Below are 26,851 nucleotides of genomic sequence, written 5' to 3'. Positions count from 1 at the left end.
CGGCCGCGGCCGCGTCGGAGCTGGCGGTGACAGTGCACTTCCCCCTGACGGCGACGGTCTGTGTGCTGGCCGGCGCGGCAGCCGCGCGGTGGTTCGTGCCCGACGGAGCTCCGGCGGACCGGGTCCTGGCCCGGCCGGGTCGCGGCCTGGTGGTCCTCGGGCTGGTGGCGTTCTGCGCCTTCCTGGTGGACGGCACGGCCTACCAGTGGAGCGCCGTCCACCTGCGGGCCGACCGCGCCGCCGCGGCCGGCGCCGCCGCGGCCGCGTTCACGGTGTTCGCGCTCGGTGTGGCGATCGGCCGGCTGGTCACCAGCCGGCTGCTCGTACGGTTCGGCCGCGCGTGGGCGGTGCGAGCGGCCGGTGCGGTCGTGGCGGCCGGGATGGTGCTGGTGATGGCGCTGCCGTCGGTGCCGGCGAGTCTGGCCGGGTGGGGTGTCGTCGGCCTGGGCGTGTCCGCCCTCGCGCCGGTGGTGCTCGGGGCCGCCCCGGCGGCAAGCGGGCTGCAGGCGCCGTCGGCCATCGCCGCGGTGACCACGGTCGGCTACCTGGGCTCGTTCACCGGACCGTTGGTCATCGGCACGCTGGCCGGGCTGAGCAGTCTGACGGCGGCGTTCGGCGTGGTCGCCGTCGCGGGCCTCGCCGTGGTGCTGCTGGCCGGGCACCTGCCGAGTGCGGGCGAGCCGCGGCGCCGGGGGTGAGGCGGGGTCAGGCGGCGAGCCGGCGAAGGTCGGGCGGCCGGTCCGCCGTGTCGTCGCGCGGTCGTACACTCTGCACGTGGCGGGACGCATCCGGGACGAGGACATCGCGGCCATTCGCGAGCGCGCCCGCATCGACGTCATCGTCGGCGAGTACGTCGCACTGCGCAACGCCGGAGGCGGCTCGCTGAAGGGCCTGTGCCCGTTCCACGACGAAAAGACGCCGTCGTTCCACGTCACCCCGGCCCGCGGGTTCTTCCACTGCTTCGGTTGCGCCGAAGGCGGCGACGTCATCAGCTTCGTGCAGAAGATCGACCAGCTGTCGTTCGCCGAGGCGGTCGAGCGGCTGGCGGACAAGGTCGGGCTCCAGCTTCGGTACGAGGAAACCAAGGCCGGGTCGGCGCCGCGGCAGAGCCGGGAGCAGCGCACCCGGTTGGTCGAGGCGCACCGGATGGCCACGGAGTTCTACGCCGAGATGCTGGCATCGTCGCCGGAGGCCATGACCGGCCGGCAGTTCCTCGACGAGCGCGGCTTCGATCAGGCCGCGGCCGAACGGTTCGGCGTCGGGTACGCCCCTCAGGGCGGCGAGGTGCTGCGCAAGCACCTGCGGCAGAAGGGCTTCAGCGACGTCGAGCTCATCGCCGCCGGCATCGTGGCACAGGGCCGCAACGCGCCGTACGACCGCTTCCGCGGCCGGCTCATGTGGCCCATCCGCGACTTGCTCGGCGAGGTCGTCGGCTTCGGTGCCCGCCGGCTGTTCGACGACGACCGCATCGAGGCAAAGTACCTCAACACGCCGGAGACCTCCATCTACAAGAAGAGCCACGTGCTCTATGGGGTCGACCTCGCCAAGAAGGACATCGCGCGCACATCGCAGGCCGTCGTCGTCGAGGGCTACACCGACGTCATGGCCTGTCACCTGGCCGGGGTCACCACCGCCGTCGCCACCTGCGGCACCGCGTTCGGCGAGGACCACGCCCGGGTGCTACGACGGCTCCTGCGCGACCAGGACGAGTACCGCGGCCAGGTCATCTTCACCTTCGACGGCGACGCGGCCGGGCAGAAGGCGGCGCTGCGGGCGTTCGAGGGCGACCAGCGGTTCGTCGCGCAGACCTACGTGGCGATCGACCCCGACGGACTGGACCCGTGCGAGCTGCGGCAGCGCTCCGGCGACCTGGCGGTGCGGGAGCTGGTGGCCCGGCACCGTCCGCTGTTCGAGTTCGCCATCCGCACCATGGTCGACGGGTACGACCTCGACCACCCGGAGGGGCGCACCCGGGCTCTGGAGAAGGGCGTCCCTCTGGTCGCGCAGATCCGTGACCGTGCCCTGCGCGACGAGTACGCGCGGCGGCTGGCCGGCTGGGTCGGTGCGCCGGACGAGCTGTCGGTGGTGCGCCGGGTGCGGGCGGTGTCAGGTGCGCCGGAGCAGTCGCGGGGCCGGCAGCGCGGCCCCGTGCCGGAGCCGATCGCCGGGCAGCAGGCCCTCGGCGTCCCCGTCCACGGCGACGTCGACCCGCAAACGCTGGCGCTGGAGCGCGAGGCGTTGCGGGTCGCGGTGCAGCGGCCGGCGCTGGCCGGCCCCACGTTCGACGACCTCGGCGCTGAGGCGTTCGTGTCGCCGGTGTACCGGGCGGTCCGCGAGGCGATCGGCAAGGCCGGCGGTTGCGGCACCCAGGCCGGCGGCCATCCCTGGGTGGACGCCCTGCTGGGCGCGACCACCGACGAAGCCGTCCGCCAGGTGGTCACCCAGCTCGCGGTCGAGGCGATGCCGGTGGACGAAGGGGCCGTGCAGCGATACGCCGGGTCGGTGGTGCTGCGGCTGCACGAGGTGTGGGTGTCGCGGCAGCTGGTGTCGTTGAAGGCGAAGCTCCAGCGCACCGACCCCTCGGCTCAGGTGGAGCTGTACAACCGGCTGTTCGGCGAGCTGATGGCGCTGGAGAAGCACCGCCGCGACCTGCGAGAGCGCGGCATCGGCGCCAGCTGACCCGTGGCACGGTCACCCGCCGTCGTTGTGGAAGACATGCCGGGTGAGTGCCTGGACGTCGCGGTCGAGCCCGTCGAGGCGCCGATCGACGGAGTCGAACCGGACCGTCACCTCGTTGCGGAAGGCGTCGAACTTCGCGTCGACGGCCTCGAAGCGGTGGTCGATGGCGTCGAAGCGACCCTCGAACCGGCCCATGATGCCGTCGAGCTTCGCCTCGACGGTGCGCAGGAGCATGGTGAGCAGCAGACCGACCACGGCGACGAACCCGCCGATCAGCGTCCAGGTCTGCGCGTCGTTCATCAAGCTCTCCTTCGGGATGGTGCCGTTGCTGACAACGATGACGGGCAGTGCCGGTTTCGTCCATCCGGACTGGCGCGAATGTGGACAACGCCGGAGGTTGGACGGGCCTGTGGACGAGCCGCCGAGGCGGGAATAGCCACCCGATGGTTGACGCTTAAACCAGTAACCGAACGACCACGGAGGCGTCCCGCGCATGACCGGTCAGGCAGCCGTCGATCAGCAACTCAGCGATGCCGGAGGGGGTGACCCGATGACGCCGGCGAGCCCGGCCCTGATCGTGCTCGCCGCAGGCACCGACGCAGGCCAGTGCGCCGACGGCGTCTGCGACCTCTAGGCTCCGTCCGAGCTCCCATCACCCCCCGAACTCCCGAGGAGACGACCGTGCTCGTCGAAGTGTGGTCCGACTTCGTCTGCCCGTGGTGCTACATCGGCAAGCGCCGGCTGGAGGCCGCGCTCACCCGGTTCGACCACGCCCGCGACGTCGAGATCCTGTGGCGCAGCTACCAGCTCGACCCGACCGTCCCGCCCGGCGCGGACGGCCTGGTGCGGGACCACCTGGCCCGGAAATTGGGCGCCACGGCCGAGCAGGTGCGGGCGATGAACGACCGCGTGGCGTCGCTGGCGGCGGCCGAGGGCCTGGAGTACCACCTCGAACGCGCCCACATCGCCAACACGTTCGACGCGCACCGGGTCGCGCACCTGGCCCGCGAGCATCACCTCGGTCCACAGGCGCACGAGCGGTTCATGCGCGCCCACCTGGTCGAGACCGAGCACCTCGCCGACCCCGAGACCGTGATCCGGCTGGCCGCCGAGGTCGGCGTACCGGCTGACGAGGTCCGCCGCGTCCTGGCGGGCGACGACCATGCCGACGACGTCCGGGCCGAGATCGACCTGGCCCGCCAGTTCGGCGCGGGCGGCGTCCCGTTCTTCGTGCTCGGGCGCACACACGGCGTGTCCGGTGCCCAGCCGGTCGAGACGTTCCTGGCCGCGTTGGAGGATGCGTACGGCCTGGCGGTCGCTCGCATCTCCTGAACCGTCGCACCCCGCCTCGCTCCCATCCGGCCGACCGCGCCTTCCAGGGAGCCGCCGCGGGCGGGCATGATGCTCGGCATGACCCTCGTCGCTGGCATCGACTCGTCCACCCAGTCCTGCAAGGTCCTGCTCGTCGACGCCGACTCCGGCGCCGTCGTCGAGTCCGCCCGGGCGGATCATCCCGACGGCACCGAGGTCGACCCGCGCGCGTGGTGGGCGGCGCTCTCACAGGCGGGTGCGGGCCTGCTGGAGCGGGCCGACGCCGTCGCCGTCGGGGGACAGCAGCACGGCATGGTGGTCGTCGACGCCGACGGCGAGGTGGTGCGGCCGGCGCTGCTGTGGAACGACACCCGCTCGGCCGGCGCCGCCCGCGACCTGACCGAGGAGCTGGGCGGCCCGGGAGCGTGGGCCGACGCCGTCGGGCTCGTGCCGGTGGCCAGCTTCACGGTCACGAAGCTGCGCTGGCTGGCCCGGCACGAGCCGGCCAACGCCGACCGCGTCGACCAGGTGATGCTTCCGCACGACTACCTCACCTGGCAGCTGGCCGGTCGCCCGGACGAGCCGGTCACCGACCGCGGCGACGCGTCCGGCACCGGCTACTGGTCGGCGGCCACCAACGCGTACCGGCCCGACCTCCTGCGGCTGGGCTTCGGCCGCGAGCTCGGCGTGCCCCGCGTCGCCGGGCCCGCCGAGGTGGTGGGGACGACGGCGTCGGGCGCGGCGCTCGCGGCCGGCACCGGCGACAACATGGGCGCCGCGCTCGGGCTGACGCTCGAGCCGGGCGACGTCGTCGTGTCGCTCGGCACCAGCGGCACGGCGTTCGCGGTGTCGGAGTCTCCGGTCGCCGACGCCTCCGGGCTGGTCGCGGGGTTCGCCGACGCCACCGGGCGCCACCTCCCGCTGGTCGCGACGCTGAACGCGGCCCGGGTGCTGAGTGCGGCGGCCACCATGCTCGGCACCGACCTGGCCGGCCTGGACCGGCTCGCCCTCGAGGCCGAGCCGGGCGCCGGCGGCATGGTGCTGTTGCCGTATCTCGACGGCGAGCGCACCCCCGACCTGCCCGACGCCACCGGCTCGCTCGTCGGCCTGACCCGCGCCGCGATGACCCCGGCGAACCTCGCCCGCGCCGCCGTCGAGGGCATGCTGTGCGGGCTCGCCGATGGGGTCGACGCGCTGGCCGCGCAGGGTGTCGTCGTCGAGCGGGTGCTGCTGATCGGCGGAGCGGCGCGCTCGGCGGCCGTGCGGGCGGTGGCGGCGCAGGTGTTCGGCACCCCCGTCGTCGTGCCGGCCGCGGGAGAGTACGTCGCTCGCGGTGCGGCCCGGCAGGCGGCGTGGGCGCTCTCGGGTGCGGCGGCGCCGCCGGCCTGGCCGCTGGACGTCGAGGCGACGACGCAGCCGCGTGGCGGCGGTGAGCACGTGCGCGAGGCCTACGCCGCGGCCCGGATCCGGTTGCACGGCTGAGCGGCCGCCCGGCCCCGTCTCATCACCAGGCCTGCCCGACCCTCATGAGGCTTGCAAACATGGTGTGACACGAGATTTCGTGCTGAACGTGATCATTTGGAAGGGGAGGCAGGGATGGTGGAGCTGCGATCCCGGCGCCGGTTCGACTGGGCGCGGTCCCGTCCAGCCGGAATACTGACAGGTGGTCGCCGGTTGAGGCGGGTAGTTTCGTTGACACGTCAACGATCCAGCCGAGAGGGAGTGACCTGAGATGCAGTTCGGGATCTTCACGGTGGGGGACGTGACCACCGATCCCACCACGGGGCGTACCCCCACCGAGCACGAGCGGATCAAGGCGACGGTCGAGATCGCCAAGAAGGCCGACGAGGTCGGCCTCGACGTGTTCGCCACGGGTGAGCACCACAACCCGCCGTTCATCGCCTCGGCGCCCACGACCACGCTGGCCTACATCGGTGCTCAGACGAAGCGCATCATCCTCTCGACGGCGACGACGCTGATCACCACGACCGACCCGGTGCTCATCGCGGAGAACTACGCCAAGCTGCAGCATCTGACCGACGGCCGGGTCGACCTCATGATGGGACGCGGCAACACCGGGCCGGTGTACCCGTGGTTCGGAAAGGACATCCGCGAGGGCATCGCGCTGGCCGTCGAGAACTACGCGCTGCTGCACCGGCTGTGGCGCGAGGACGTCGTGGACTGGAAGGGCCGGTTCAGGACCCCCCTGCAAGGCTTCACGTCCACCCCGCGGCCGCTGGACGGCGTGCCGCCGTTCGTGTGGCACGGGTCGATCCGCAGCCCGGAGATCGCCGAGCAGGCCGCCTACTACGGCGACGGCTTCTTCCACAACAACATCTTCTGGCCGATGTCGCACACCCAACAGATGGTGAACCTCTACCGCCGGCGCTTCGAGCACTACGGCCACGGCCCCGCCGACACCGCGATCGTGGGGCTGGGCGGCCAGGTCTTCATGCGCAAGAACTCGCAGGACGCCGTCCGCGAGTTCCGGCCCTACTTCGACGTCGCGCCGGTCTACGGTCACGGTCCGTCCTTGGAGGAGTTCACCGAGCAGACGCCGCTCACCGTCGGCAGCCCGCAGCAGGTCATCGACCGCTATGCCACCATGCGCGACCACGTCGGCCACTATCAGCGGCAGCTGTTCCTCATGGACCACGCCGGCTTGCCGCTGAACACCGTCCTGGAGCAGATCGAGATCCTCGGCACCGAGGTCGTCCCCGTGCTGCGCACGGAGATGGCCGCCGGGCGGCCGGCGCACGTCCCCGACGCGCCCACGCACGAGTCCCTGGTGGCCGCCGCCGGCGGCAAGCGCGACGCCACCGTCACCGCCGTCGACGACGTGACCGGCCGGGTGGCTGAGGAGACCGCTGACGAAACCACCGCCGCGGAGTCGCTGCGATGAGCCGGCGCACCCTGGCGGTCGTGTCGGGCGGGCTGCGCCAGCCGTCGTCGACCCGGCTGCTGGCCGACCGTCTGGCCGCGGCGACGCTGCGCGACCTCGAGGCTCGCGGGGTCGGCGCCGACGTCCGCGTCGTCGAGCTGCGTGACCACGCCCACGACCTCACCAACCACCTGCTCGCAGGCTTCCCGAGCCCGGCCCTGGCCGACACGATCGACGGTGTCGTCGGCGCGGACGGCCTGGTAGCGGTGTCACCGATCTTCTCCGCGTCCTACAGCGGGCTGTTCAAATCGTTCTTCGACGTGATCGACGCCGACGCGCTGGACGGGATGCCGGTGCTGCTGGGCGCGACCGGTGGAACCGAGCGGCACTCGCTGGCGCTGGAGCACGCGATGCGCCCGCTGTTCGCCTACCTGCGCGCGATGACGGTGCCGACGGCGGTCTACGCGGCCACGTCGGACTGGGGGAGCGAAGGGGCCGACGGCGACGGTGGCGGCGCTGCGACCGGCCTGACCCGCCGCATCGAGCGGGCCGCCGCGGAGCTGGCGGAGCTGGTGGCGGCCCGGCCGCCGCGCGAGGCGGCCGACCCGTTCGCCGTACCCACCCCGTTCGAGCAGCTGCTGGCCGACGGCGAGCTCAACTGACCCGCCGTCGGCCAACCGCCTCGACTCCACCCCTCGCGCCGGCCTCCCCACGGACCGGGTCGGAGAGCCCGAAATGATCACGTTCAGCAGGTTTTCCCGCGCATCACTAGGCTCGCAAGCATGGTGTGACACGAGATCTCGTGCTGAACGTGATCATTTGGGCCAAGGGAGGCGGTGATCGCCGGTTCGGGGGTCTGCGAGGCGGGCGGGTCCCGCCGCGAGATCAGGTGCCGGCGGGCGCGGCGATCATCAGGTCGACCTGCGCGGGTGCCAGGGCGTGGTCGATGACCATGACGGCGGCGCCGATGATGCCGGCGCGGTCGCCGGTGCTCGACTGCACGATCCGCAGGTCCTGAGTGGCCAGCGGCAACGAGCGCCGGTAGACGATCTCACGGACGCCGGCGATCAGGTGCTCGCCGGCCTGCGACAGCGAGCCGCCGATGACGATGACCGACGGGTTGAACAGGCTCACCGCGGCCGCGAGGACCTCGCCGATGTCGCGGCCGGCCTGGCGCAGCAGCTGGAGCGCTTCGATGTTGCCGCCGCGGGCGAGCGTCACGACGTCGCCGCTGGAGGCGGCCTGGATGCCGCGGGCGGCGAGCTTCGCCGCGATGGCCGCTCCGCTGGCGACGGCCTCGAGGCAGCCGGTGTTGCCGCACCGGCACACGACGTCGGTGCCGTGCGGGAGCTGGAGGTGGCCCATGTCGCCGGCGGCGCCCTGCGCGCCCCGGTGCAGCCGTCCGTCGCTGATGAGGCCGCTGCCGATACCCGTCGCGACCTTCACGAACATCATGTGCGGCGCGTTGCTCCAGTGGGCGAAGTGCTCGCCCAGCGCCATGATGTTGACGTCGTTGTCGACCAGGGCGACGGCGCCGAAGCGGTCCTCGAGGTAGCCCTGGACGTCGAAGCCGTCCCAGCCGGGCATGATCGGCGGGCTGACGGGGCGCCCGGTGGAGTGCTCGACCGGACCGGGCAGGCCGATGCCGACGCCGAGCAGGTCGGCGGGGTCGCGGCCGACTTTGGCGATCAGCTTCTGCCCGGTCGCGTTCACCCAGGACAGCACCGGCTCCGGACCGGCGGCCACGAGCAGCTCGTCGGCGGCCTCGGCCAGCACCTCGCAGGCCAGATCGGTCAGGGCGAGCCGGGCGTGGGTGGCACCGATGTCGGCGGCCAGTACGAACCGTGCGTTGGGGTTGAACGCGAACCGCGTGGGCGGCCGCCCACCGGTGGACGCGGCCTTGTCGGCCGGGCCGATGAGATTGCTGGCCAGCAGGGAGTCCACGCGCTGGGTGACGGTGGAACGGGCCAGGCCCGTCTCGGCGGCGAGCTCGGCGCGCGTGCGCGGCCGGCCGTCGCGCAGCAGCTGGAACAGGGAGCCGGCGGCATACATGGATCCGCCGTTCTCGGCCACCGCACCGAACGGCCGTGACGTGGTGACGCCTACGCCTTCGAGCATGGCACTAGTGAAACACACCGGACTTCATTCCGTGCAACAACCGGCCGAGCGGTAACACGTGCGCAACTTTTGCTTGACGTGCGTGCAAAAGTGCCTCTAAGTTCCTCTGCCATGGCAGTGACTCCGATCACAGACCGCGAGTTCGGCACCGACGGTGGTCCGCCGACACCGAGCTACCGTGCAGCGATCGTCGGGACCGGCTTCATGGGTCGGGTGCACGCCCGGGCCGTCCAGGTGGCCGGCGGCCGCGTGGTCGGGGTCGTCGGCTCCAGCGCGGAGCGAGCATCGTCGGCGCTGGCCGACCTGGGCGGCGAGCGGGCGTTCGCGGACCTCGACGAGATGCTCGCCGCCGACGGTGACGACGACGTCGACGTCGTCCACGTCTGCACGCCGAACCACCTGCACGAGCCGGTCGTGCTCGCGGCCCTCGCCGCCGGCAAGCACGTGGTCTGCGAGAAGCCGCTGGCCACGTCGGCGAGCGCGGCCGAGGCGATGACCGCCGCCGCGGCCGAGGCCGGCCGGGTCGCCGCCGTCCCTTTCGTCTACCGCTTCCACCCGATGGTCCGCGAGGCCCGTGAACGCGTCCGCGCCGGCGAGGTCGGCACGATCTTCGTCGCACACGGCAGTTACCTGCAGGACTGGCTGCTCCACCCGACCGACGACAACTGGCGCGTCGACCCGCAGCTGGGCGGCCCGACCCGCGCCTTCGGCGACATCGGCTCGCACTGGTGCGACCTGCTGGAATTCGTCAGCGGCGAGCACATCACCCGGCTGTCGGCGCAAACCTCCACGGTGAACAAGCTGCGCGGCGCCGAGACCCTGCGCAGCGTCACCACCGAGGACGTCGTCGTCGTGCAGTTCACCACCGCCTCCGGCGCCATCGGCTCCGTCGTCGTCAGCCAGGTCTCCGCGGGCCGGAAGAACCGGCTGCTACTGGAGGTCTCCGGGTCGCGCGGGTCGCTCTCGTTCGACCAGGAGAACCCCGAGCAGCTGTGGTGGGGCGGCCGCGAACGCAGCAGCCAGCTCGTGCGCGACCCCGAGACGCTCAGCACGCCCGCGGCCCGGTACGCGCGGGTCCCGGCCGGTCACCCGCAGGGCTACCAGGACTGCTTCGACGCCTTCGTCGCCGACACCCAGGCCGCCATCGACGGCGAGGTGCCCGACGGCCTGCCCACCTTCGACGACGGACTGCGCGCCGCCCGGCTGGCCGAGGCCGTCGTGCGGTCCGCGCGCGAGGGCCACTGGGTCGAGGTGGAGTCGTGACGAGCTCGTCGAGCGTCGCCAGTCCGGCGACCACCGTGCTGCGGATGCGGGGGATCGACAAGTCCTTTCTCGGCGTCCAGGTGCTGCGCGGCATCGACCTCGAGTTGCGGGCCGGCGAGGTGCACGCGCTGGTCGGTGAGAACGGCGCCGGCAAGTCCACCCTGATGAAGATCCTCGCCGGCGTGTACCAGGCCGACGGCGGCAGCGTCGAGCTGGACGGGCGTGAGGTCCGGTTCGAGCACCCGCTGCAGGCCCAGCACGCCGGCGTGTCCACGGTCTTCCAGGAGTTCAACCTGCTGCCGGAGCGGACCGTCGCCGAGAACGTCTTCCTCGGCCGCGAGCCGCGAAGACACCGGATGGTCGACGCCGCGCGGATGAACGCCGACACCGCCGCGCTGCTGGAGGACCTCGGGCTGACCTGGCTGTCGCCGGAGGCAAGGGTGCGGTCGCTGTCGGTGGCCGGCCAGCAGATCGTCGAGATCGTCAAGGCGCTGTCCTACGACGCGCGCATCATCTCCATGGACGAGCCCACCGCCGCCCTGGCCGACGAGGAAGTCGAGCTGCTCTATCGGCTGATCGGGACACTGCGGGAGCGCGGCGTCGCGATCCTCTACGTGTCGCACCGGCTCAAGGAGATCTTCGACCTGGCAACGCGAGTCACCATCCTCAAGGACGGCGCGCTGGTGGAGACGGCCGACACCGCCGCGCTGAGCTCCGACGAGCTGGTCCGCAAGATGGTCGGCCGGCCGATCTCCAGCTTCTTCCCGGGCAAGCTGCCCGGCACCGAGGCCGGCGACGTGCGGCTGTCGATCGCGGGCGGCGGCAACGAGCAGCTCGACAGCATCGACCTGGACGTCCGCGCCGGCGAGATCGTCGCACTGGCCGGCCTGCAGGGCAGCGGGCGCACCGAGATCGCGCACGCGCTGTTCGGCGTCGACCGGTTCACCCGCGGCCAGATCCGTCTCGACGGCCGGACGGTCACGCTGCGCTCGCCACGTCAGGCGGTGCGTGCCGGGCTGGCGCTGGTGACCGAGGACCGCAAGGCCGAGGGACTGGTGCTCAACCAGTCCGTGGCGGCGAACGCCCGCCTGGTTTTGGACGCGGTGCTGCCTCGTCGCGCCGCGCAGGCCGCGCGGCGGGTCCCGGGCATTCTGTCGTCGCTGGACCTGGTGTCCCGCGGCGCCAGCCAGGAGGTGCGCTTCCTGTCCGGCGGCAACCAGCAGAAGGTGGTGCTTGCCAAGTGGCTGGCCACCGAGCCGTCGGTCATCGTCCTCGACGAGCCGACCCGCGGCATCGACGTCGGCGCCAAGGAGCGGGTCTACACGCTCATGCGCGAGCTGTCCGCCGAGGGCGTCGCGATTCTCATGATCTCCTCCGAGCTGCCGGAGGTCATCGGTATGGCCGATCGCATCGTCGTGCTCAAGGACGGGCGGATCGCCGGGGAGCTGCCGGCCGGGTCGGAGGAGGAGACCGTGATGGCGATGGCCACCGGCCACGCTGCGGCCGAGCCCACCTCAGCGGCCGAGCCCACCGCCGACGCGCCGAGGCCGTCCGCCGGCGAGCCCACGAGCACCACGGACACGGGAGGGGAGCGATGAGCCGGGTGCTGGCCGTCGCCGGCCGCGGAGTCACGTCGCGTCGCCGGCTCGGTTCCACCGAGATCGTCTGGCTGGCTCTGGTCGGGGTCCTTGTCGTCGGTGCCGTCCTGGTCGCCATCGACGGGCACAACCTGCTGAGCACCGCGAACACCCGCGACATGCTGACCCGCTCGAGCCTGCTCGGGTTCGTCGCCATCGGCCAGACGCTGGTCATCCTGTGCCGGTCGCTGGACCTGTCCGTCGGCTACGTGATGGCGCTGTGCAGCTTGATCGCGGCGACCACGATGGACGGCGACCCCGCGCGCGTCCCGCTCGCGGTGGCCGCCGTGCTCGTCGTCGCCGGGTTGATCGGGCTCGGCAACGGCTTGATCATCTCCGCGCTCAAGGTGAACCCGTTCATCGCCACCCTCGGCGTCGGTCTCATCATCAAGGGCTACCTGGATACCGAGTACCAGGGCCCGGCCGGCGACGTGCCCAGCTCGTTCCAGCAGTTCGGCTACAGCCGCATCGGCCCGATCCCGGTCTCCACGTTGGTCATGCTCGCCGTCGCGGTGGCCGCCATCGTGTACCTGCGCAAGACCCGCACCGGCTATCACATGTTCGCCGTCGGCGGCAGCGCGGACGTGGCACGGCTGTCGGGCATCCGGACCGGACGCGTCATCGTCACCGCCCACGTTCTGTGCTCGATCGCGGCGGGTCTGGCCGGGCTGCTGATCGCCGCCCGGTTCGGCACCGGCAGCGCACTGGTCTACGACTCCGGCTACGACCTGGAGTCCATCGCCGCCGTCGTGCTCGGCGGGACGCTGCTGCTGGGTGGCCGCGGCGGCATCGGCGGCACCATCGCCGGCGTGCTGATCCTCGCGGTGCTCGACACCGTCTTCAACATCCTCGAAGTCGACCCGTTCTTCAAGGACGTGCTGCGCGGCGTGATCATCGTGGCCGCGGTCGCGATCTACGCCCGCAGGCAGATCGACCGCAAGGCCAGCCGGGTCCGCTTCGGCGACGGCGGCAACGGTGGCGGGCCGAACGGTGGTGGTCCGAACGGTGGGGACGACGACGGAGGTGGCGGTGCCGCGTCGCTGGAGACGCCGACCGGGCGCACCGTCCAGGCCGGGAGCCCTGGTGGGACGGACGGCACCGATCAGCGACCGGGGGCCGGAGGCCCGCTCGAGCCGTCGGTCCGCACTGACGGCGGACCGGCAGCTCACCGGGTGCATGGTCCGGCCCGACACCTCGACGGCATGGGAGGCGCGCGATGACTGTTACGTCCCCCCGGCCCACGCGCCGGCCCAGCGCCGGGTCGCGTGCCGCCGACCTCGCCGGACGGCTGTTCGGCGGCGGTAGTGCGACGGTGTTCGCCCTGCTCCTCGTCGTGTTCGCGTGGATCTTCATCATCAACCCGAGCTTCGCCGAGCCGCCGTCGTTGATGGCCTTCATCAAGCAGGCCGCACCACTGGTGATCCTGGCGATCGGGCAGTACTTCGTCATCGTCTCCGGCGAGTTCGACCTGTCGGTCGGGTCGCTGGTCGGAGCGCAGGTCGTCATCGCGGCCGCGCTGCTGGACGGCGAGGAGAGCCGGACGGTCCCCGTCATCCTGCTGATGCTCGGCTTCGGCATCCTCGTCGGGCTGGTGAACGGCCTGGTCACAACGCTGCTCAAGGTGCAGTCGTTCATCACGACCCTCGGCATGATGCTGGTCCTCTATGGCGCGATCAGGCTGTGGACCGGAGGCGCGCCCACCGGTGCCCTGTCCGAGGCGTTCCGGCAGCCCGGCCGCGGCGGCATCGACATGGCCGTCGTGCGTCAGCTGCCCTACGCGCTGCTGATCCTGATCGGTCTCGTCATCGTGGCGATGGCGATCATGCGTAGCTCGTACGGCCGGACGCTGATCGCGACCGGCGACAACGAGCGAGCCGCCGGGTTCTCCGGCGTGCGGGTGTGGCGGGTGCGGACGCTCGCGTTCGTGCTGTCCAGCGTGATGGCCACGCTCGCTGGCATCCTCATCGGCGGCTACGCGGGCGTCACCGCGCAGGTGGGCCAGGGCCTGGAGTTCACCGCCATCACCGCGGTGGTGCTGGGCGGCGTGGTGCTCGGCGGCGGGCGTGGCACCGTGGTCGCCGCCATGGCCGGAGCGCTCACGCTGGAGGCCCTGTTCACCCTGTTCAACCAGCTCAGCATGCCGTCGACCATCCGGCCGGCGGTTCAAGGCGTGATCATCATCGCGGCGGTGGCCTATGCCGCGCGTGAGAGGGCGCGTCCTCGGCAGCACGCGGAAACACCAGCTGAATCACAACAGTCCAGCGAGAAGTCCTAGCGAGAACGTCCCCCGAGGAGGGCAATGATGCGCAGATCGCGCGCTCTACTGGCAGCGTCGGCGGCAGCGGCGCTGATGCTCGCGGCATGCACCACCGACGAGCCGGCCGACACCGCGGCGCCCGAGGAGACCGCGGCCGCCGGCGACGAAGCCGGAGCCGAGGGCGAGGAGGAGCCGGAGGCCGAGGGCGAGTTCTTCGTCCAGGCCGACTACGACCGGCAGCTCGCCCAGCGCGACGTCGAACCGGAGGGCCCTGCCGACCAGCCGTGGCTGCAGGCCATCGAGCCGGAGTACGTCGACACCGCGCAGTACGCGCAGGACGGCAACACGCTGTGCTTCTCCAACGCCTCGGTCAGCAATCCGTGGCGCGTCACCGGCTGGATCACCATGCAGCAGCAGGTCGAGGTGCTGCGGGCGGCCGGTGAGATCGGCGAGTTCCGGTACTCCGACGCCGCCGACGACGACAACCAGCAGATCACCGACATCCAGGCGTTCATCGACGCCGGCGACTGCAACGCGATCATCATCTCGCCGTCGACGACGGCCACCCTCACCCCTGCGGTGGAGGCGGCCTGCGCGAGCGGCGTGCCGGTGATCGTGTTCGACCGCGGCGTCAACACCGACTGCATGGTCACCTTCATCCACCCGATCGGTGGCTACGCCTACGGCGCGGACGGTGCGGAGTTCCTGGTCGAGAACCTCGAACCGGGGTCGACGGTGCTGGCGCTGCGCATTCTGCCCGGCGTCGACGTGCTCGAGAACCGGTGGGCGGCGGCGCAGGAGATCTTCGCCGACAGCGAGCTGGAGATCCTCGGCGACGAGTTCACCGGCGGCGACGGCGCGGAGATCAAGAACATCGTCACCCAGTACCTGCAGCGCGGCGAGGTCGACGGCATCTGGATGGACGCCGGCGACGGTGCCGTGGCGGCCGTCGAGGCGTTCGAGGACACCGGCAACGACTACCCCGTCATGGTCGGTGAGGACGAGCTCAGCTTCATGCGCAAGTGGCAGGAGACCGGCATGACGGCGATCGCCCCGGTGTACTCCAACTTCCAGTGGCGCACCCCGATCCTCGCCGCGACGATGATCTGGAACGGCGAGCAGGTCCCGCAGGAGTGGGTGCTTCCGCAGGAGCCCATCACCGAGTCCGACCGCGACGAGTTCCTCGACCGCAACGCCGACATGCCGAGCCTGCACTACGCCAAGTTCGGCGGCGAGGACCTTCCCGGCTACCCCACCGCCTGGCAGGACCGGTAACCCGAAACCCACCGCACCGCACCGCGTCAACCACCCCAGCCCTTCACCCGGTCACCTCCCCGTTGATCTTGGAGCTACGGCGGTTCGGGGCGAAATGCCCCATTGATTCCGCGCTTACTCCAAGACCAACGGGGACGGGGTGGGCGGTCCACGGGCGCGAAAGGAGCACGCCGATGACCCGACGCCTCGGGGTCAACACGTGGGTGTGGACGTCGCCGCTGACCGACGCGTCCTTGGCTCGACTGGCGCCAAAACTCAAGGGCTGGGGGTTCGAGGTCATCGAGCTGCCGGTCGAGAACCCCGGCGACTGGGACCCCGACCGGGCCGCGAAGCTACTCGGCGACCTGGGGCTGGCGGCCACGGTCACGCTGGTCATGGGGCCGGGACGGGAACTGGTGGCCACCGACGACGCGACCGTCCAGACCACCCGCGACTACCTCCGGCACGTCGTGGACGTCGCGGCGACGGTCGGGTCGACGGTCATCGCCGGTCCCGCGTACGCGTCGGTCGGGCGGACCTGGCGGATGAGCGAGCACGAGCGTCGGGTTTGCTACAGCGAGCTGCGCGACGGGCTGGCACCTGTCGTCGAGCACGCCCGGCGGGCCGGCGTCACCGTCGCGGTCGAGCCTCTGAACCGCTACGAGACCAGCCTGCTCAACACCGTCGACCAGACCCTGGAGGCGCTGGGCGACCTCCCTGCCGACGGCTGCGGCCTCGCGCTGGATGTCTACCACCAGAACATCGAGGAGCAGTCCGTGCCCGCCGCGATCCGCCGGGCCACCGGCCGGATCGCGCACGTGCAGGTCTGCGCCAACGACCGCGGCGCACCCGGCGCCGACCACCTCGACTGGCCGGCCATCCTCGCCGCGCTCGACGCGGCCGGGTACGACGGGCCGCTGGTGATCGAGTCGTTCACGGCCGACAACGCGACCATCGCGACGGCCGCCTCGATCTGGCGTCCCCTGGCCGCCAGCCAGGACGCGATCGCAGTCGACGGCCTGTCCTTCCTGAGGGGAGTGATGCGCGGCGAGACCTAGACGCGTTGTCAGCGCTCATCCATCAACCGGACATTTCGGCCTCACCTGAGGAACGTAGTTCGACCGGACACTTCGGTCTCACCTGAGGAACGTAGTTCGACCGGACACTTCGGTCTCACCTGAGGAACGTAGTTCGACCGGACACTTCGGTCTCACCTGAGGAACGTAGTTCGACCGGCGGCGCCGGCACGCCGCGGGGTTTCGAAGCAGCATCGACGCTCTTTCCCTGGAGGAACCCCTCATGATCGTGGCTCTACGCCAGCGGTGGCCCCGGCTCCTGGCCGTTGCGCTCGCCGCCGTGTTGGCGATACCGCTGCTCACCGCGTTGCCGTCGTCGGCGCACGACGGCGAGCACGGTGAAGCGCACGTGCTGATCTTCACCAAGACCACCCAGTTCCGGCACACCGAGGCGATCACGCAGGGTGTGCCTGTCCTGGAGGCCGCATTCGAAGCCGCCGGCATCACCTCCGAGCACACCGAGGACTCGTCGATCTTCAACGACCAGGACCTCGCACACTTCGACGCCCTGGTGATGTTCCAGGCCTCCGGCGATCCGTGGACCGCCGAGGAGAAGGCCGCGCTGGAGCGCTACCAGCAGGCCGGCGGTGGCATCGTCGCCATCCACAACGCCGCGGACATGCGCGGCAACTACGCCTGGTGGGACAACCTGGTCGGCTCCCTGATGCCGGGCCACGCCGCCACCGGGACCAGCCCGGGCCTGCCCGGAACCGTTCGCATCGAGGACAGCACCCACGCCTCCACGACCCACCTTCCGCAGCGGTGGGAGCGCGCTGACGAGTGGTACAACTTCTCGACGAACGTCCGCGGCACCGCCCACGTCCTGGCAACGATGGACGAGACGACGTACGACCCGGGCGGCAACGCCATGGGCTACGACCACCCGATCTCGTGGTGCAAGCCGTACGACGGCGGTCGTGCCTGGGTGACTGCGATGGGTCACTTCGGCGCGCACTACACGCAGGAGCCGGACTTCGTGCAGCACATCGTCGGCGGGGTGCAGTGGGCCGCCGGCATGGTCGAGAGCGACTGCGGCGGCACGGTGTGGGAGCAGTTCGAGAAGGTGCCGCTGGACCAGAACACCAGCGCGCCGTTCGCCATCGACGTCGCGCCGGACGGCCGGGTGTTCTTCACCGAGCTGGTTCGCGGGCAGATCCGCGTCTACGACCCGGCGACCCAGACGACATCGACGGCCATCACCATCCCGGTGTACTCCGGCGGTGAGGACGGCCTGATGGGCATCGCACTGGATCCCGACTTCGAGCAGAACGGCCACCTGTTCGTCTACCACTCGAAGGCCAGCACCGACGACTCCGATCCGGCGAACTTCGTCAGCACCCTGTCGCGGTTCACCGTGGGCGCAAACTCGCAGATCGACCCCGCGTCCGAAGTCGTCGTGCTCGAAGTGCCGGCCCGTCGGTTGCCCGACGAGCCTGGCCACACCGGCGGCGGGCTGGCGTTCGGCCCGGACGGCAACCTGTTCCTGTCCGTTGGCGACGACGTGAACCCGCACTCGGAGCCGTCGGGCGGCTACGCACCGCTGTCCGAACGCGAGGGCACGTTCCACGACGCCCGTGCGACCTCCGCCAACACCAACGACCTGCGCGGCAAGCTGCTGCGCATCCACCCGGAGCCGGACGGCTCGTACACGATCCCCGAGGGCAACATGTTCCCGCCGGGGACGGCGAACACCCTGCCGGAGATCTATGCGATGGGCTTCCGGAATCCGTTCCGGTTCTCTGTCGACCCAGAGACCGGCTGGGTCGGCCTGGCCGACTACGGCCCGGACAACGGCAGCGACAGCGCGACCCGCGGCCCGGCCGGCATGGTCGAGTGGAACCTGATCAAGGAGCCGGGCTTCTACGGCTGGCCGCTGTGCATCGGGCCGAACGAGCCGTACCTGGACGTCGACTACACGACCGACCCGGTCACCGTCGGCGAGCCGTTCGACTGCGACAACCCGGTCAACGACTCGGTCCGCAACACCGGCCTGACCGAGCTGCCGCCGGTGCAGCAGCCGGAGATGTGGTACGGCTACGACACGTCGTCGGTCCCTGGGATCATCCCGGCCGGCGGTGGCCTCGCGCCGATGGGCGGCCCGTTCTACGACTTCGACCCGGCGTTGGAGTCGGACACGAAGTTCCCCGAGTACTACGACGGCAAACCGTTCTTCTACGAGTGGGCCAAGAACCGGCTCTACTCGATCGACCTCAACCAGGAGACCGGTGACGTCGAGAAGGTGAACCCGTTCCTGCCGCCGCCGAACGAGCAGTGGATGGCGCCGATCGACTCCAAGTTCGGCCCTGAGGGCTCGATGTACGTGCTCGACTGGGGCGGCGGCTTCGGCCGCGACAACCCGAACTCGGGCCTGTACCGCGTCGACTACGTGTCCGGATCGCGCTCGCCGGTGGCGCACGCGACGGCCACCCCGGACTCCGGCCAGGCACCGCTGGCCGTCCAGCTGGACGGTTCTGGCAGCACCGACCCGGAGAACGAGGCGCTGAGCTACGCGTGGGACTTCACCAATGACGGGACCGTCGACTCCACCGAGGCGCAGGCGTCGTTCACCTACACCGAGAACGGCGTGTACAACGCCCGGCTCACGGTGACCGACCCGCACGGCAAGACGGGCACCACGACGGTGCCGGTCACCGTCGGCAACACCCGGCCGGAGGTGGAGTTCAACCTGCCGCCGGACGGTGCCTTCTTCGACTTCGGGGACGAGATCAGCTGGGACGTCAGCGTCACCGACGCCGAAGACACCGAGATCGCCGACGAGGACGTCATCATCCAGCCGGCGCTCGGTCACGACGACCACCCCCACCCGGCCGACCCGATGAGCGGTCGCACCGGCTCGGTGGTCACGGCGCTGGGCGGCGGTCACAGCGAGGACATGAACGTCTTCTACATCCTCAACGCCCGCTACACCGACAGCGGCGGCGCCGGTGGCATCCCCGCACTGGTTGGTGAGGACACGTCACTGCTGTTCCCGAAGCAGCGGGAGGCGGAGTTCCACGAGCAGGCGCAGGGCGTGACGACGGGTCCGTCGCGTGACGTCGAGGGGCACGGCAACGCCATCACCGGCCAGGACGGGGCCTGGGCCGCGTACGAGCCGGTGAGCCTGCACAACGTCGACGCGCTGGTCCTGCGGGCGTCGTCGGTGACCGGTGGCCCGATCGAGTTGCGCAAGGATGCGCCGGACGGCGAGCTGCTCGGCACCGGCGAGGTCCCGGCCACCGGCTCGACCGCCTACGCCGACGTGTCGGTCGACGTCGAGGATCCGGGTGAGAGCTTCACGCTCTACGCGATCTTCCCGGGTGCCGGTGAGCGACGGCTGAACTTCATCGAGGCCGACGGCAAGGGCGCCTCGCCCACGTCGAAGCCGAAGGTGGCCATCACGGCGCCGACGCCGGCCGACGAGCTGGAGCCCGGCGAGATCGCGGTGACGGCCGAGGCCACCGACGCGGAGAACACCATCACCCAGGTGGAGTTCTTCGTCGACGGCGAGTCGATCGGTGTCGACGCATCGGCGCCCTACGAGATCACGTGGACCGTCGCCGAGGAACGGCGGTACCGGCTCACGGCGGTTGCCACCAACGATGCCGGCGCCAGCACGACGTCGCGAATCGTCCAGGTGGAGGTCGGCGACCTGTTCGGCGAGTGGCTGACGTTCTCGCACGCCAACGCGGCCGGCGTGTTCGACCGGCCGGACGCCGACACGTGGGTGATCGAGTCCGGCGGCGGCAACATGTGGCAGGGCACGGACGAGTACAGCGCCGTGTACCTGCCGGGTGCGGCCGGAGATCAGTGGACGGCGACGGCCCAGGTCGTCAGCCAGACCAACTCGAACAACTCCGCCAAGGCCGGGCTGATCGTCCGCAACGACGTCACCCAGCCGGGTGTCTCGCCGGGGTACGCGGCGATGACAATGCGCGCGGGGAACAGCTTCGAGTGGCTGCGCGACAGCGACGGCAACGGCCAGCTCGACGCCAGCACGAGCGCCGGCACGCACGGCTATCCGGCGTGGGTGCGGATCGTCCGGGACGGCGACCAGTACACGTCGTACTGGAGTCGGGACGGCGAGACCTTCACCCAGGTCGGCGACCCGGTGACGCTGCCGGGCGCGACGGAAGCGCAGGACATCGGCCTGGCGGTCACGGCGCACAGCGGGTCGGCGCGGAGCACGGCGGTGTTCAGCGACTTCACGCTGGTCGACGGTCTGCCCGACCCGGATCCCGAACCGGAGCCGGCGCCGGTCTGCCTCATGAGCGGCACCGACGGGTTCGACGACGACACGCTGAACGATCGCCGCTGGACGACGGTCCGTCATGCCGACGGCCTCCCGGTGAGCGTCGCCGACGGTGCACTGGTGCTGCCGGTCACCAACGGCGACATCAACGAGGCCGTCGAGGGCCCGATCAGCTACGTCGGCCAGCCGGCCAGGGACGGGGAATGGATCGTCGAGACCGCGGTCTCGCTGGAGCACACCCGCGAGTGGCAGCACGCCGGGTTGCTGATGCACGGCAGCGACGACGACTACGTCAAGCTGGCGTTCGCCCGCACCAACAGCGGCGGGCGCATCCTGGAGTTCCAGACCGAGGCCGACGGCACGCGCACCTGGCACGCCAACGTGAACCTGCCGGCGGACTTCCCGTCGACGGCGCACCTGCGGCTGGCCAGCGACGGGGCGCAGCTGACGGCGGCGTACTCCGCCGACGGCGAGACGTGGGTGGATCTGGCCGGCGCCGCGGAGCTGATCGAGAACTCGACCATCGGCCCGATGGCGGCGGGCGACACCGCGGCCCACGAGGTCGACGCCGTGTTCGAGCACTTCACCATCACCCCCGACGTCGACGACGACGGCGTCCGGGAGCCCAGCGACGAGTTCGACGGCAGCGCGATCGACGGCTGCCGGTGGAACGCGGTGACACGGTACGACTCGTCGAAGGTCGGGCTGGCCGACGGCCAGCTGCGGATCGAGACCCAGCCGGGTGACATCAACGGCGCGGCGAACGAGGACCCGCGCAACTTCATCCTGCAAGACGTTCCGGTTGAGATCAGAGATGGCGACTGGTCGATCGAAACCAGGCTGACGCCGACGATGCTGCACCAGTGGCAGCTGGCCGGCCTCATGGTCTACGGCGACGACGACAACTACGTGAAGTTCGACGTGGTCGCCCAGAACGCCGCCGGCGCGGCCACCGACCTGCACGCCGAGCTCGTCTCGGAGAAGGACGGCCAGTTCGGCAACGGCGGCAACCGCAACATCGACATCCCGGAGACCAGTGAGAGCGGCTGGTACTACCTCCGGCTGACGAAGAGCGGTGACACCTACTCCGCCGAGATCAGCGACGGCGGGGTGAACTGGACGTCTCTGGGCGACCCGGTCACGAACGACGCCGAGCTCACCTCGTTCGGCCTGATGGCGATCGGCCCCCAGCAGACGCAGCCGGTCACCGTCGCGTTCGACCACTTCCGGGTCACGGCGGAGCAGCCCGACACCACGCCGCCGGCGATCACCGTCGCCGGCGTCGAGGATGGCGGCACGTACGACCTGGCGACCGCGCTCGAGCTGGGTGCGACGGCGACGGACGACGTCTCCGGCGACGTGCCGGTGACGCTGGCCCTCGACGGGCAGCCGGTCGACAACCCGTCGTCGGCCACGCCGGAGGTGGGTGCGCACCAGCTGGTGGCCACCGCCACCGACGAGGCCGGCAACGTCGCCGAGGTGACGGTCTCCTTCGAGGTGGTCGCCACGTACGACGGCGCGGGCGCGCTCGTGCGGCGCTACCAGGACGAGGGCAGCGTCACCCGGTCGCAGGCGAACCTGATGACCACCCACCTGGCCAACGCCGAGCGGCTGGCCGGCCGTGGCGTCACCTCAGGTGCCACCACCTCGCTCGACCGGTACGTGGCGGTCGCGGAGGAGGTGACGGACGAGGACGCTCGCGGCTGGCTGCTGGCCTACGCCGACGCGCTGCGAGCCCAGCTGTAACAGCACCGCGGTGATCGACAGGGGGCCGCGGCCCCGCGAGGGGCACCGGTCCCCTGTCGATCACCACTGATCCAGGGCCGAGTGACACGGGGGAACGGGGCGCACCAGGACATCGACGTCGAGGAGGCGTTGTGAGACACCATCCGAGGACCCGACCACCCCTGATACGTGGCGCCGCGGCCGTCCTGGCCGGCGCGGTGCTCGTCCCGCTCGGCCTGACCGCCACCGCGGCTCCGGCGCCGCTGGCCGCCTCGTCGGCCGGCATCGCGCCGGCGGCCGACACCGTCGTCGAACCGCTGGACGACGGTGCGCACGTCCTGGTGTTCAGCAAGACCGCCGGCTTCCGCCACGACTCGATCCCGGCCGGCATCGCGGCCATCGAGGAGCTGGGCGCGGAGAACGGCTTCGAGGTCACCGCGACCGAGGACGCCGCGGCGTTCACGGCGGACAACCTCGCGCAGTACGACGCCGTCGTGTTCCTGTCCACGACCGGCGACGTGCTGAACGACGAGCAGCAGGCTGCGTTCGAGGGCTACATCGCGGCCGGCGGCGGCTACGCGGGCGTGCACGCGGCCGCCGACACCGAGTACGACTGGCCCTGGTACGGCGGGCTGGTCGGCGCGTACTTCGACTCCCACCCGCAGATCCAGCCGGCCACGGTCACCGTCGCCGACCGGGTGCACCCGTCGACGGCAGGCCTCCCGCAGCGCTGGGAGCGCACCGACGAGTGGTACAACTACCGCGCCAACCCGCGTGGCGACGTGCATGTGCTGGCCGCGCTGGACGAGGACTCCTACGATCCCGGCGGCGGCGCCATGGGCGCGGACCATCCGATCGCGTGGTGCCACGACTACGAGGGCGGCCGGTCCTGGTACACCGGCGGCGGCCACACCCAGGAGTCCTACGCGGAGCCGGCGTTCCGCGAGCACCTGCTCGGCGGCATCCTCACCGCCGCGGGTGAGCTCCCCGCCGACTGCGGCGCCACCGTCGAGGAGAACTTCGACCAGATCACGCTGGCCCGCGGCCCGGAGGAGATGGGCGAGCCGATGGGCGTGGCGGTGCTGCCCGACGGCAGCGCGCTGCACACGTCCCGCGACGGCAGCGTCTTCTACACCGCCGCGGCCGGCGAGACGACGCTCGCCGCGCAGGTGCCGGTGTACGACTTCCGCGAGGACGGGATGCAGGGCATCGCGATCGACCCGGACTTCGAGACCAACGGCTGGGTGTACCTCTACTACTCGCCGGTGCTGGACACCCCTGACGGCGAGGTGGCGCACAGCAGCCTGGACCCGTCGATCTGGGAGGCCTACGAGGGACACAACAACCTGTCCCGGTTCACGTTCGCCGATGGCGTCCTGGACCTGGCGTCGGAGCAGGTGATCCTGCAGGTGCCGCAGGACCGCGGCAACTGCTGCCACCACGGCGGCGACATCGACTTCGACGCCGACGGCAACCTGTACCTGTCCACCGGCGACGACACCGACCCGTTCGAGTCGAACGGGTTCTCCCCGATCGACGACCGCACCGACCGGGCGCCGCAGTTCGACGCCCGCCGCACCTCCGGCAACACCAACGACCTGCGCGGCAAGGTCCTGCGGATCACCGTCCAGGAGGACGGGTCGTACACCGTCCCCGAGGGCAACCTGTTCGCGCCCGGCACGGAGGGCACGCGACCGGAGATCTACGCGATGGGCTTCCGCAACCCGTTCCGGATCAGCGTCGACCAGGAGACCGGCGACGTGTGGGTCGGCGACTACGGCCCGGACTCCGGCAGCGCCGGCCGGTACGGCCCGGCCGGCCAGGTCGAGTTCAACCGCGTCACCGAACCGGCCAACTTCGGCTGGCCCTACTGCACCGGCTACAACACGGCGGCCGAGACCTACGTCGATCGCACGTTCACCGCGTACTACGGCATCAACCCGCACACCGGTGAACAGGACCCCAACGACGGCACCAACGACCCGATCGGCGAGCCGTTCGACTGCGCCGGCGGGCCGGTGAACGACTCGGCGCTGAACACCGGGCTCGACACGGTGCCGCCCGCGCAGCCAGCGTGGATCGCCTACAACGCCGGATCGGTTCCGGAGTTCGGTACGGGCAGCGAGTCCCCGATGGGCGGCCCGGTCTACCGCTACGACCCGGACCTGGAGTCGGCGACGAAGTTCCCCGAGTACTACGACGGGCAGTTCTTCGCCTACGAGTTCGGCCGCCAATGGATCAAGAACATCGGGGTGGCCGAGGACGGCACGCCCCTGTCCATCGAGCCGTTCTCGGACTTCATGACCAACACACAGCTGATGGACCTGGAGTTCGGGCCGCAGGGCTCGCTGTACGTGCTCGACTACGGCACCGGGTTCTTCAACGGCGACGAGAACTCCGCGCTGTACCGGATCGACTACGTCAAGGGCACCCGGTCGCCGTCGGCGGTCGCGACGGCCACGCCGACATCGGGCCTGGCGCCGCTGACCGTCGAGTTCTCGGCCGCCGGCTCCGACGACCCGGACCCCGGCGACGTCGTCACCTACGCGTGGGACTTCGACGGCGACGGCACGGTGGACTCCACCGATCCCGAGGCGTCGCACACCTACACCGAGAACGGCGAGTACACCGCCACGCTCACGGTCACCGACCAGAGCGGCCTCGAGGGCGTCGCCACGGCACACATCGTGGTGGGCAACACCGCACCGGTGGTCGAGTTCGTGCAGCCGCCGAACGGCGGGATGTTCACGTTCGGCGAGGCCGTGTCGTTCGAGGTGTCGGTCACCGACCCGGACGGGCAGCCGGTCGACTGTGCGGACGTCGAGGTGACGTTCGCGCTCGGGCACGACCAGCACACCCACGGCGGCGAGAGCGTCAACGGCTGTTCGGGCACACTGCCGACGGGCACCGACGGCTCGCACGGCACGAACGACAACATCTTCGGGCTGCTGCTGGCCGAGTACACCGACACGCCGCCGTCGCCGGACAGCGCGCCGGTGACCGGCACCGCGGAGCTGGTCCTGCAGCCGATGCACCGGCAGGCCGAGCACTTCTCCGCGCAGAGCGGCGTCCAGGTGGTCAGCCACGGCGGTGCCGAGGGCGGCGCCCGGGTCGGCTACATCGACCCCGGTGACTGGATCTCGTTCGAGCCGTGGAACCTGGCCGGCATCCGGTCGGTGGCGATGAGGGTGTCCGCCGGCGGTCCCGGCGGCACGGTCGAGCTGCGCCTCGGCGCCCCCGACGGCCCGCTCGCCGGTGTCGTCGAGGTTCCACACACCGGCAGCCCCGACAACTACGTCGACCTGGAACCCGTGCCGGTCACCGATCCGGGCGGCACCGGCGAGCTGTTCCTGGTGTTCCAGGGCAGCGGCGGCGGGCTGATGGACATCGACGCGATGACGTTCAGCACCCAGGCCGGTGCCTGCGAGGACCCCGGCGCCGAAATCGACCCGAACGACGAGTTCGACGGCGACGCCCTGGACCGGTGCCGGTGGGCGACGATCCTGCGGCCGGACCCGGCGCACCTGTCGGTGGCCGACGGCCAGTTGCGGATCGACGCGCTGGAGGGCGACATGCACGCCGGCAACACCAGCGCCGCGAACGTCGTCCTGCAGAACGTGCCGGACCCGGCGGCCGGGTTCGAGGCGACGACCCAGCTGTCGCTGCCGGCCGGCGGCGACTTCGAGCAGGCCGGCATCCTGGTCCACGCCGGCGACCAGAACTTCGCCAAGGCCGTCCTGATCAACATCCCGGGGCTGGGCTGGCGGTTCGAGTTCGGCCAGACGACCGGCGGCCAGGCCGTGTTCGACCCGGCACTGGACCGTTCCGGCGAGCTGCCGGCCGGCATCACCGAGAACGCGCACGTCAAGGTGGTCAGCAACGGCCACACCCTGACGGCGTTCTGGTCGGCCGACGGCGAGGAGTGGACGCGGTTCGGGCGGCCGCGCCCGATGTCGGCGCTGCCGAGCCCGAAGGTGGGCTTGGGCGCGTACAACGGCGTCGGGCAGACCGCCGCGTTCGAGCACTTCCACCTCACCGAAGCGCCGACGGTCACGTGTGAGCCGACCGTCCCGGAGGCGGGCTACACCAGCCTGTTCGACGGCACGGCGGACAGCCTTGCGGGTTGGGCGATGGCCGGTCCCGGCGGCTTCCACCACACCGACTGCCAGCTCCTGTCCTTCGGCGGGCTCGGACTGTACTGGTATCAGGCGGACTCGTATGAGGACTACAGCTTGAAGCTGGACTGGATGATGCCAGGGGACGACAACTCGGGGGTGTTCGTCGGGTTCCCGGACCCGGGTACCGACCCGTGGCTGGCGGTGAACCAGGGTCACGAGGTCCAGATCGACGCGACGGATGCTCCGGACCGGACGACGGGTGCGATCTATGCGTTCCAGGGCG

17 protein-coding genes are annotated in these 26,851 nt (G+C 71.1%); 15 read left to right on the top strand and 2 right to left on the bottom strand.

Translation table 11 applies throughout. From position 1 onward, the window contains the following. Together E1269_RS29400 and dnaG are read left to right on the top strand one after the other, a co-directional pair. The coding region (locus tag E1269_RS29400) for an MFS transporter (protein WP_131901365.1) at positions 1-698 on the top strand (698 nt) is incomplete at its 5' end. A 76-nt stretch (positions 699-774) separates the two neighbouring features. Beyond that, positions 775-2,679: a DNA primase gene (gene dnaG, locus E1269_RS29395; protein ID WP_131901363.1), complete on the top strand. Its 1,905-nt coding sequence runs from the start codon at positions 775-777 to the stop codon at positions 2,677-2,679. 12 nt (positions 2,680-2,691) lie between these two features. Here dnaG and E1269_RS29390 read toward each other — a convergent pair whose 3' ends face one another. Then, on the bottom strand, positions 2,692-2,979 hold the full coding sequence (locus E1269_RS29390; protein ID WP_131901361.1) for a hypothetical protein: 288 nt from the start codon (positions 2,977-2,979) through the stop codon (positions 2,692-2,694). Positions 2,980-3,172: 193 nt separating this feature from the next. Here E1269_RS29390 and E1269_RS32595 point away from each other — a divergent pair, with 193 nt between their 5' ends. The 5 genes from E1269_RS32595 to E1269_RS29370 all read left to right on the top strand — a co-directional run bounded on the left by E1269_RS32595 (position 3,173) and on the right by E1269_RS29370 (position 7,533). Further along, entirely contained in the window at positions 3,173-3,313 is a 141-nt protein-coding gene (locus E1269_RS32595) for a hypothetical protein (protein ID WP_162606687.1), read from the top strand. Between the two features lie 47 nt (positions 3,314-3,360). Further along, positions 3,361-4,011: a DsbA family oxidoreductase gene (locus E1269_RS29385; protein WP_131901359.1), complete on the top strand. Its 651-nt coding sequence runs from the start codon at positions 3,361-3,363 to the stop codon at positions 4,009-4,011. 78 nt (positions 4,012-4,089) lie between these two features. After that, positions 4,090-5,472, top strand: a complete 1,383-nt coding sequence (gene xylB, locus E1269_RS29380; protein ID WP_131901357.1) for a xylulokinase — start codon at positions 4,090-4,092, stop codon at positions 5,470-5,472. Positions 5,473-5,722: 250 nt separating this feature from the next. Then, positions 5,723-6,892, top strand: a complete 1,170-nt coding sequence (locus tag E1269_RS29375; protein ID WP_131901355.1) for an LLM class flavin-dependent oxidoreductase — start codon at positions 5,723-5,725, stop codon at positions 6,890-6,892. Then, the gene (locus tag E1269_RS29370) at positions 6,889-7,533 is read left to right on the top strand and encodes an FMN reductase (protein ID WP_131901353.1); all 645 of its coding nucleotides are present in this window, start codon (positions 6,889-6,891) and stop codon (positions 7,531-7,533) included. The genes E1269_RS29375 and E1269_RS29370 overlap by 4 nt, the downstream gene beginning before the upstream one ends. Before the next feature lie 223 nt (positions 7,534-7,756). On the opposite strand, the gene E1269_RS29365 is transcribed toward E1269_RS29370, so the two are convergent. After that, complete coding sequence (locus tag E1269_RS29365; RefSeq protein WP_203434194.1) at positions 7,757-8,989, bottom strand: ROK family transcriptional regulator; 1,233 nt, start codon at positions 8,987-8,989, stop codon at positions 7,757-7,759. 111 nt (positions 8,990-9,100) lie between these two features. Here E1269_RS29365 and E1269_RS29360 point away from each other — a divergent pair, with 111 nt between their 5' ends. The 8 genes from E1269_RS29360 to E1269_RS29325 form a co-directional block, all read left to right on the top strand. Continuing rightward, complete coding sequence (locus E1269_RS29360; RefSeq protein WP_131901351.1) at positions 9,101-10,252, top strand: Gfo/Idh/MocA family protein; 1,152 nt, start codon at positions 9,101-9,103, stop codon at positions 10,250-10,252. Positions 10,253-10,296: 44 nt separating this feature from the next. Continuing rightward, positions 10,297-11,850: a sugar ABC transporter ATP-binding protein gene (locus E1269_RS29355; RefSeq protein ID WP_131901367.1), complete on the top strand. Its 1,554-nt coding sequence runs from the start codon at positions 10,297-10,299 to the stop codon at positions 11,848-11,850. Further along, positions 11,847-13,109 carry an ABC transporter permease gene (locus E1269_RS29350; RefSeq protein WP_131901349.1) on the top strand — a complete coding sequence of 421 codons (1,263 nt, stop codon included), beginning with the start codon at positions 11,847-11,849 and terminating at the stop codon, positions 13,107-13,109. The genes E1269_RS29355 and E1269_RS29350 overlap by 4 nt, the downstream gene beginning before the upstream one ends. Next, positions 13,106-14,164, top strand: a complete 1,059-nt coding sequence (locus E1269_RS29345) for an ABC transporter permease (protein ID WP_131901347.1) — start codon at positions 13,106-13,108, stop codon at positions 14,162-14,164. The genes E1269_RS29350 and E1269_RS29345 overlap by 4 nt, the downstream gene beginning before the upstream one ends. A gap of 27 nt (positions 14,165-14,191) precedes the next feature. Beyond that, a complete protein-coding gene (locus E1269_RS29340) occupies positions 14,192-15,421 on the top strand; it encodes a substrate-binding domain-containing protein (RefSeq protein ID WP_131901345.1) in 1,230 nt (409 codons plus the stop codon). 173 nt (positions 15,422-15,594) lie between these two features. After that, on the top strand, positions 15,595-16,458 hold the full coding sequence (locus E1269_RS29335) for a sugar phosphate isomerase/epimerase family protein (RefSeq protein WP_131901343.1): 864 nt from the start codon (positions 15,595-15,597) through the stop codon (positions 16,456-16,458). Positions 16,459-16,699: 241 nt separating this feature from the next. Continuing rightward, positions 16,700-22,471: a ThuA domain-containing protein gene (locus E1269_RS29330; RefSeq protein ID WP_131901341.1), complete on the top strand. Its 5,772-nt coding sequence runs from the start codon at positions 16,700-16,702 to the stop codon at positions 22,469-22,471. A gap of 197 nt (positions 22,472-22,668) precedes the next feature. Continuing rightward, positions 22,669-26,851 (top strand): ThuA domain-containing protein (locus E1269_RS29325; protein ID WP_476702873.1); only part of this gene is annotated, 4,183 nt, incomplete at its 3' end.

It is taken from the genome of Jiangella asiatica (genome assembly GCF_004349065.1).
GTDB classification, from domain to species: domain Bacteria; phylum Actinomycetota; class Actinomycetes; order Jiangellales; family Jiangellaceae; genus Jiangella; species Jiangella asiatica.
This window is presented reverse-complemented; position numbering and strand designations above follow the sequence as displayed.

What these genes read in the sequence shown, in the direction of transcription:
- E1269_RS29390 (WP_131901361.1), bottom strand. Translation starts at nt 2,979, where the DNA reads ATGAACGACGCGCAGACCTGGACGCTGATCGGCGGGTTCGTCGCCGTG.
- E1269_RS32595 (WP_162606687.1), top strand. Translation starts at nt 3,173, where the DNA reads ATGACCGGTCAGGCAGCCGTCGATCAGCAACTCAGCGATGCCGGAGGG.
- xylB (WP_131901357.1), top strand. Translation starts at nt 4,090, where the DNA reads ATGACCCTCGTCGCTGGCATCGACTCGTCCACCCAGTCCTGCAAGGTC.
- E1269_RS29375 (WP_131901355.1), top strand. Translation starts at nt 5,723, where the DNA reads ATGCAGTTCGGGATCTTCACGGTGGGGGACGTGACCACCGATCCCACC.
- E1269_RS29370 (WP_131901353.1), top strand. Translation starts at nt 6,889, where the DNA reads ATGAGCCGGCGCACCCTGGCGGTCGTGTCGGGCGGGCTGCGCCAGCCG.
- E1269_RS29365 (WP_203434194.1), bottom strand. Translation starts at nt 8,989, where the DNA reads ATGCTCGAAGGCGTAGGCGTCACCACGTCACGGCCGTTCGGTGCGGTG.
- E1269_RS29360 (WP_131901351.1), top strand. Translation starts at nt 9,101, where the DNA reads ATGGCAGTGACTCCGATCACAGACCGCGAGTTCGGCACCGACGGTGGT.
- E1269_RS29355 (WP_131901367.1), top strand. Translation starts at nt 10,297, where the DNA reads ATGCGGGGGATCGACAAGTCCTTTCTCGGCGTCCAGGTGCTGCGCGGC.
- E1269_RS29350 (WP_131901349.1), top strand. Translation starts at nt 11,847, where the DNA reads ATGAGCCGGGTGCTGGCCGTCGCCGGCCGCGGAGTCACGTCGCGTCGC.
- E1269_RS29345 (WP_131901347.1), top strand. Translation starts at nt 13,106, where the DNA reads ATGACTGTTACGTCCCCCCGGCCCACGCGCCGGCCCAGCGCCGGGTCG.
- E1269_RS29340 (WP_131901345.1), top strand. Translation starts at nt 14,192, where the DNA reads ATGCGCAGATCGCGCGCTCTACTGGCAGCGTCGGCGGCAGCGGCGCTG.
- E1269_RS29335 (WP_131901343.1), top strand. Translation starts at nt 15,595, where the DNA reads ATGACCCGACGCCTCGGGGTCAACACGTGGGTGTGGACGTCGCCGCTG.
- E1269_RS29330 (WP_131901341.1), top strand. Translation starts at nt 16,700, where the DNA reads ATGATCGTGGCTCTACGCCAGCGGTGGCCCCGGCTCCTGGCCGTTGCG.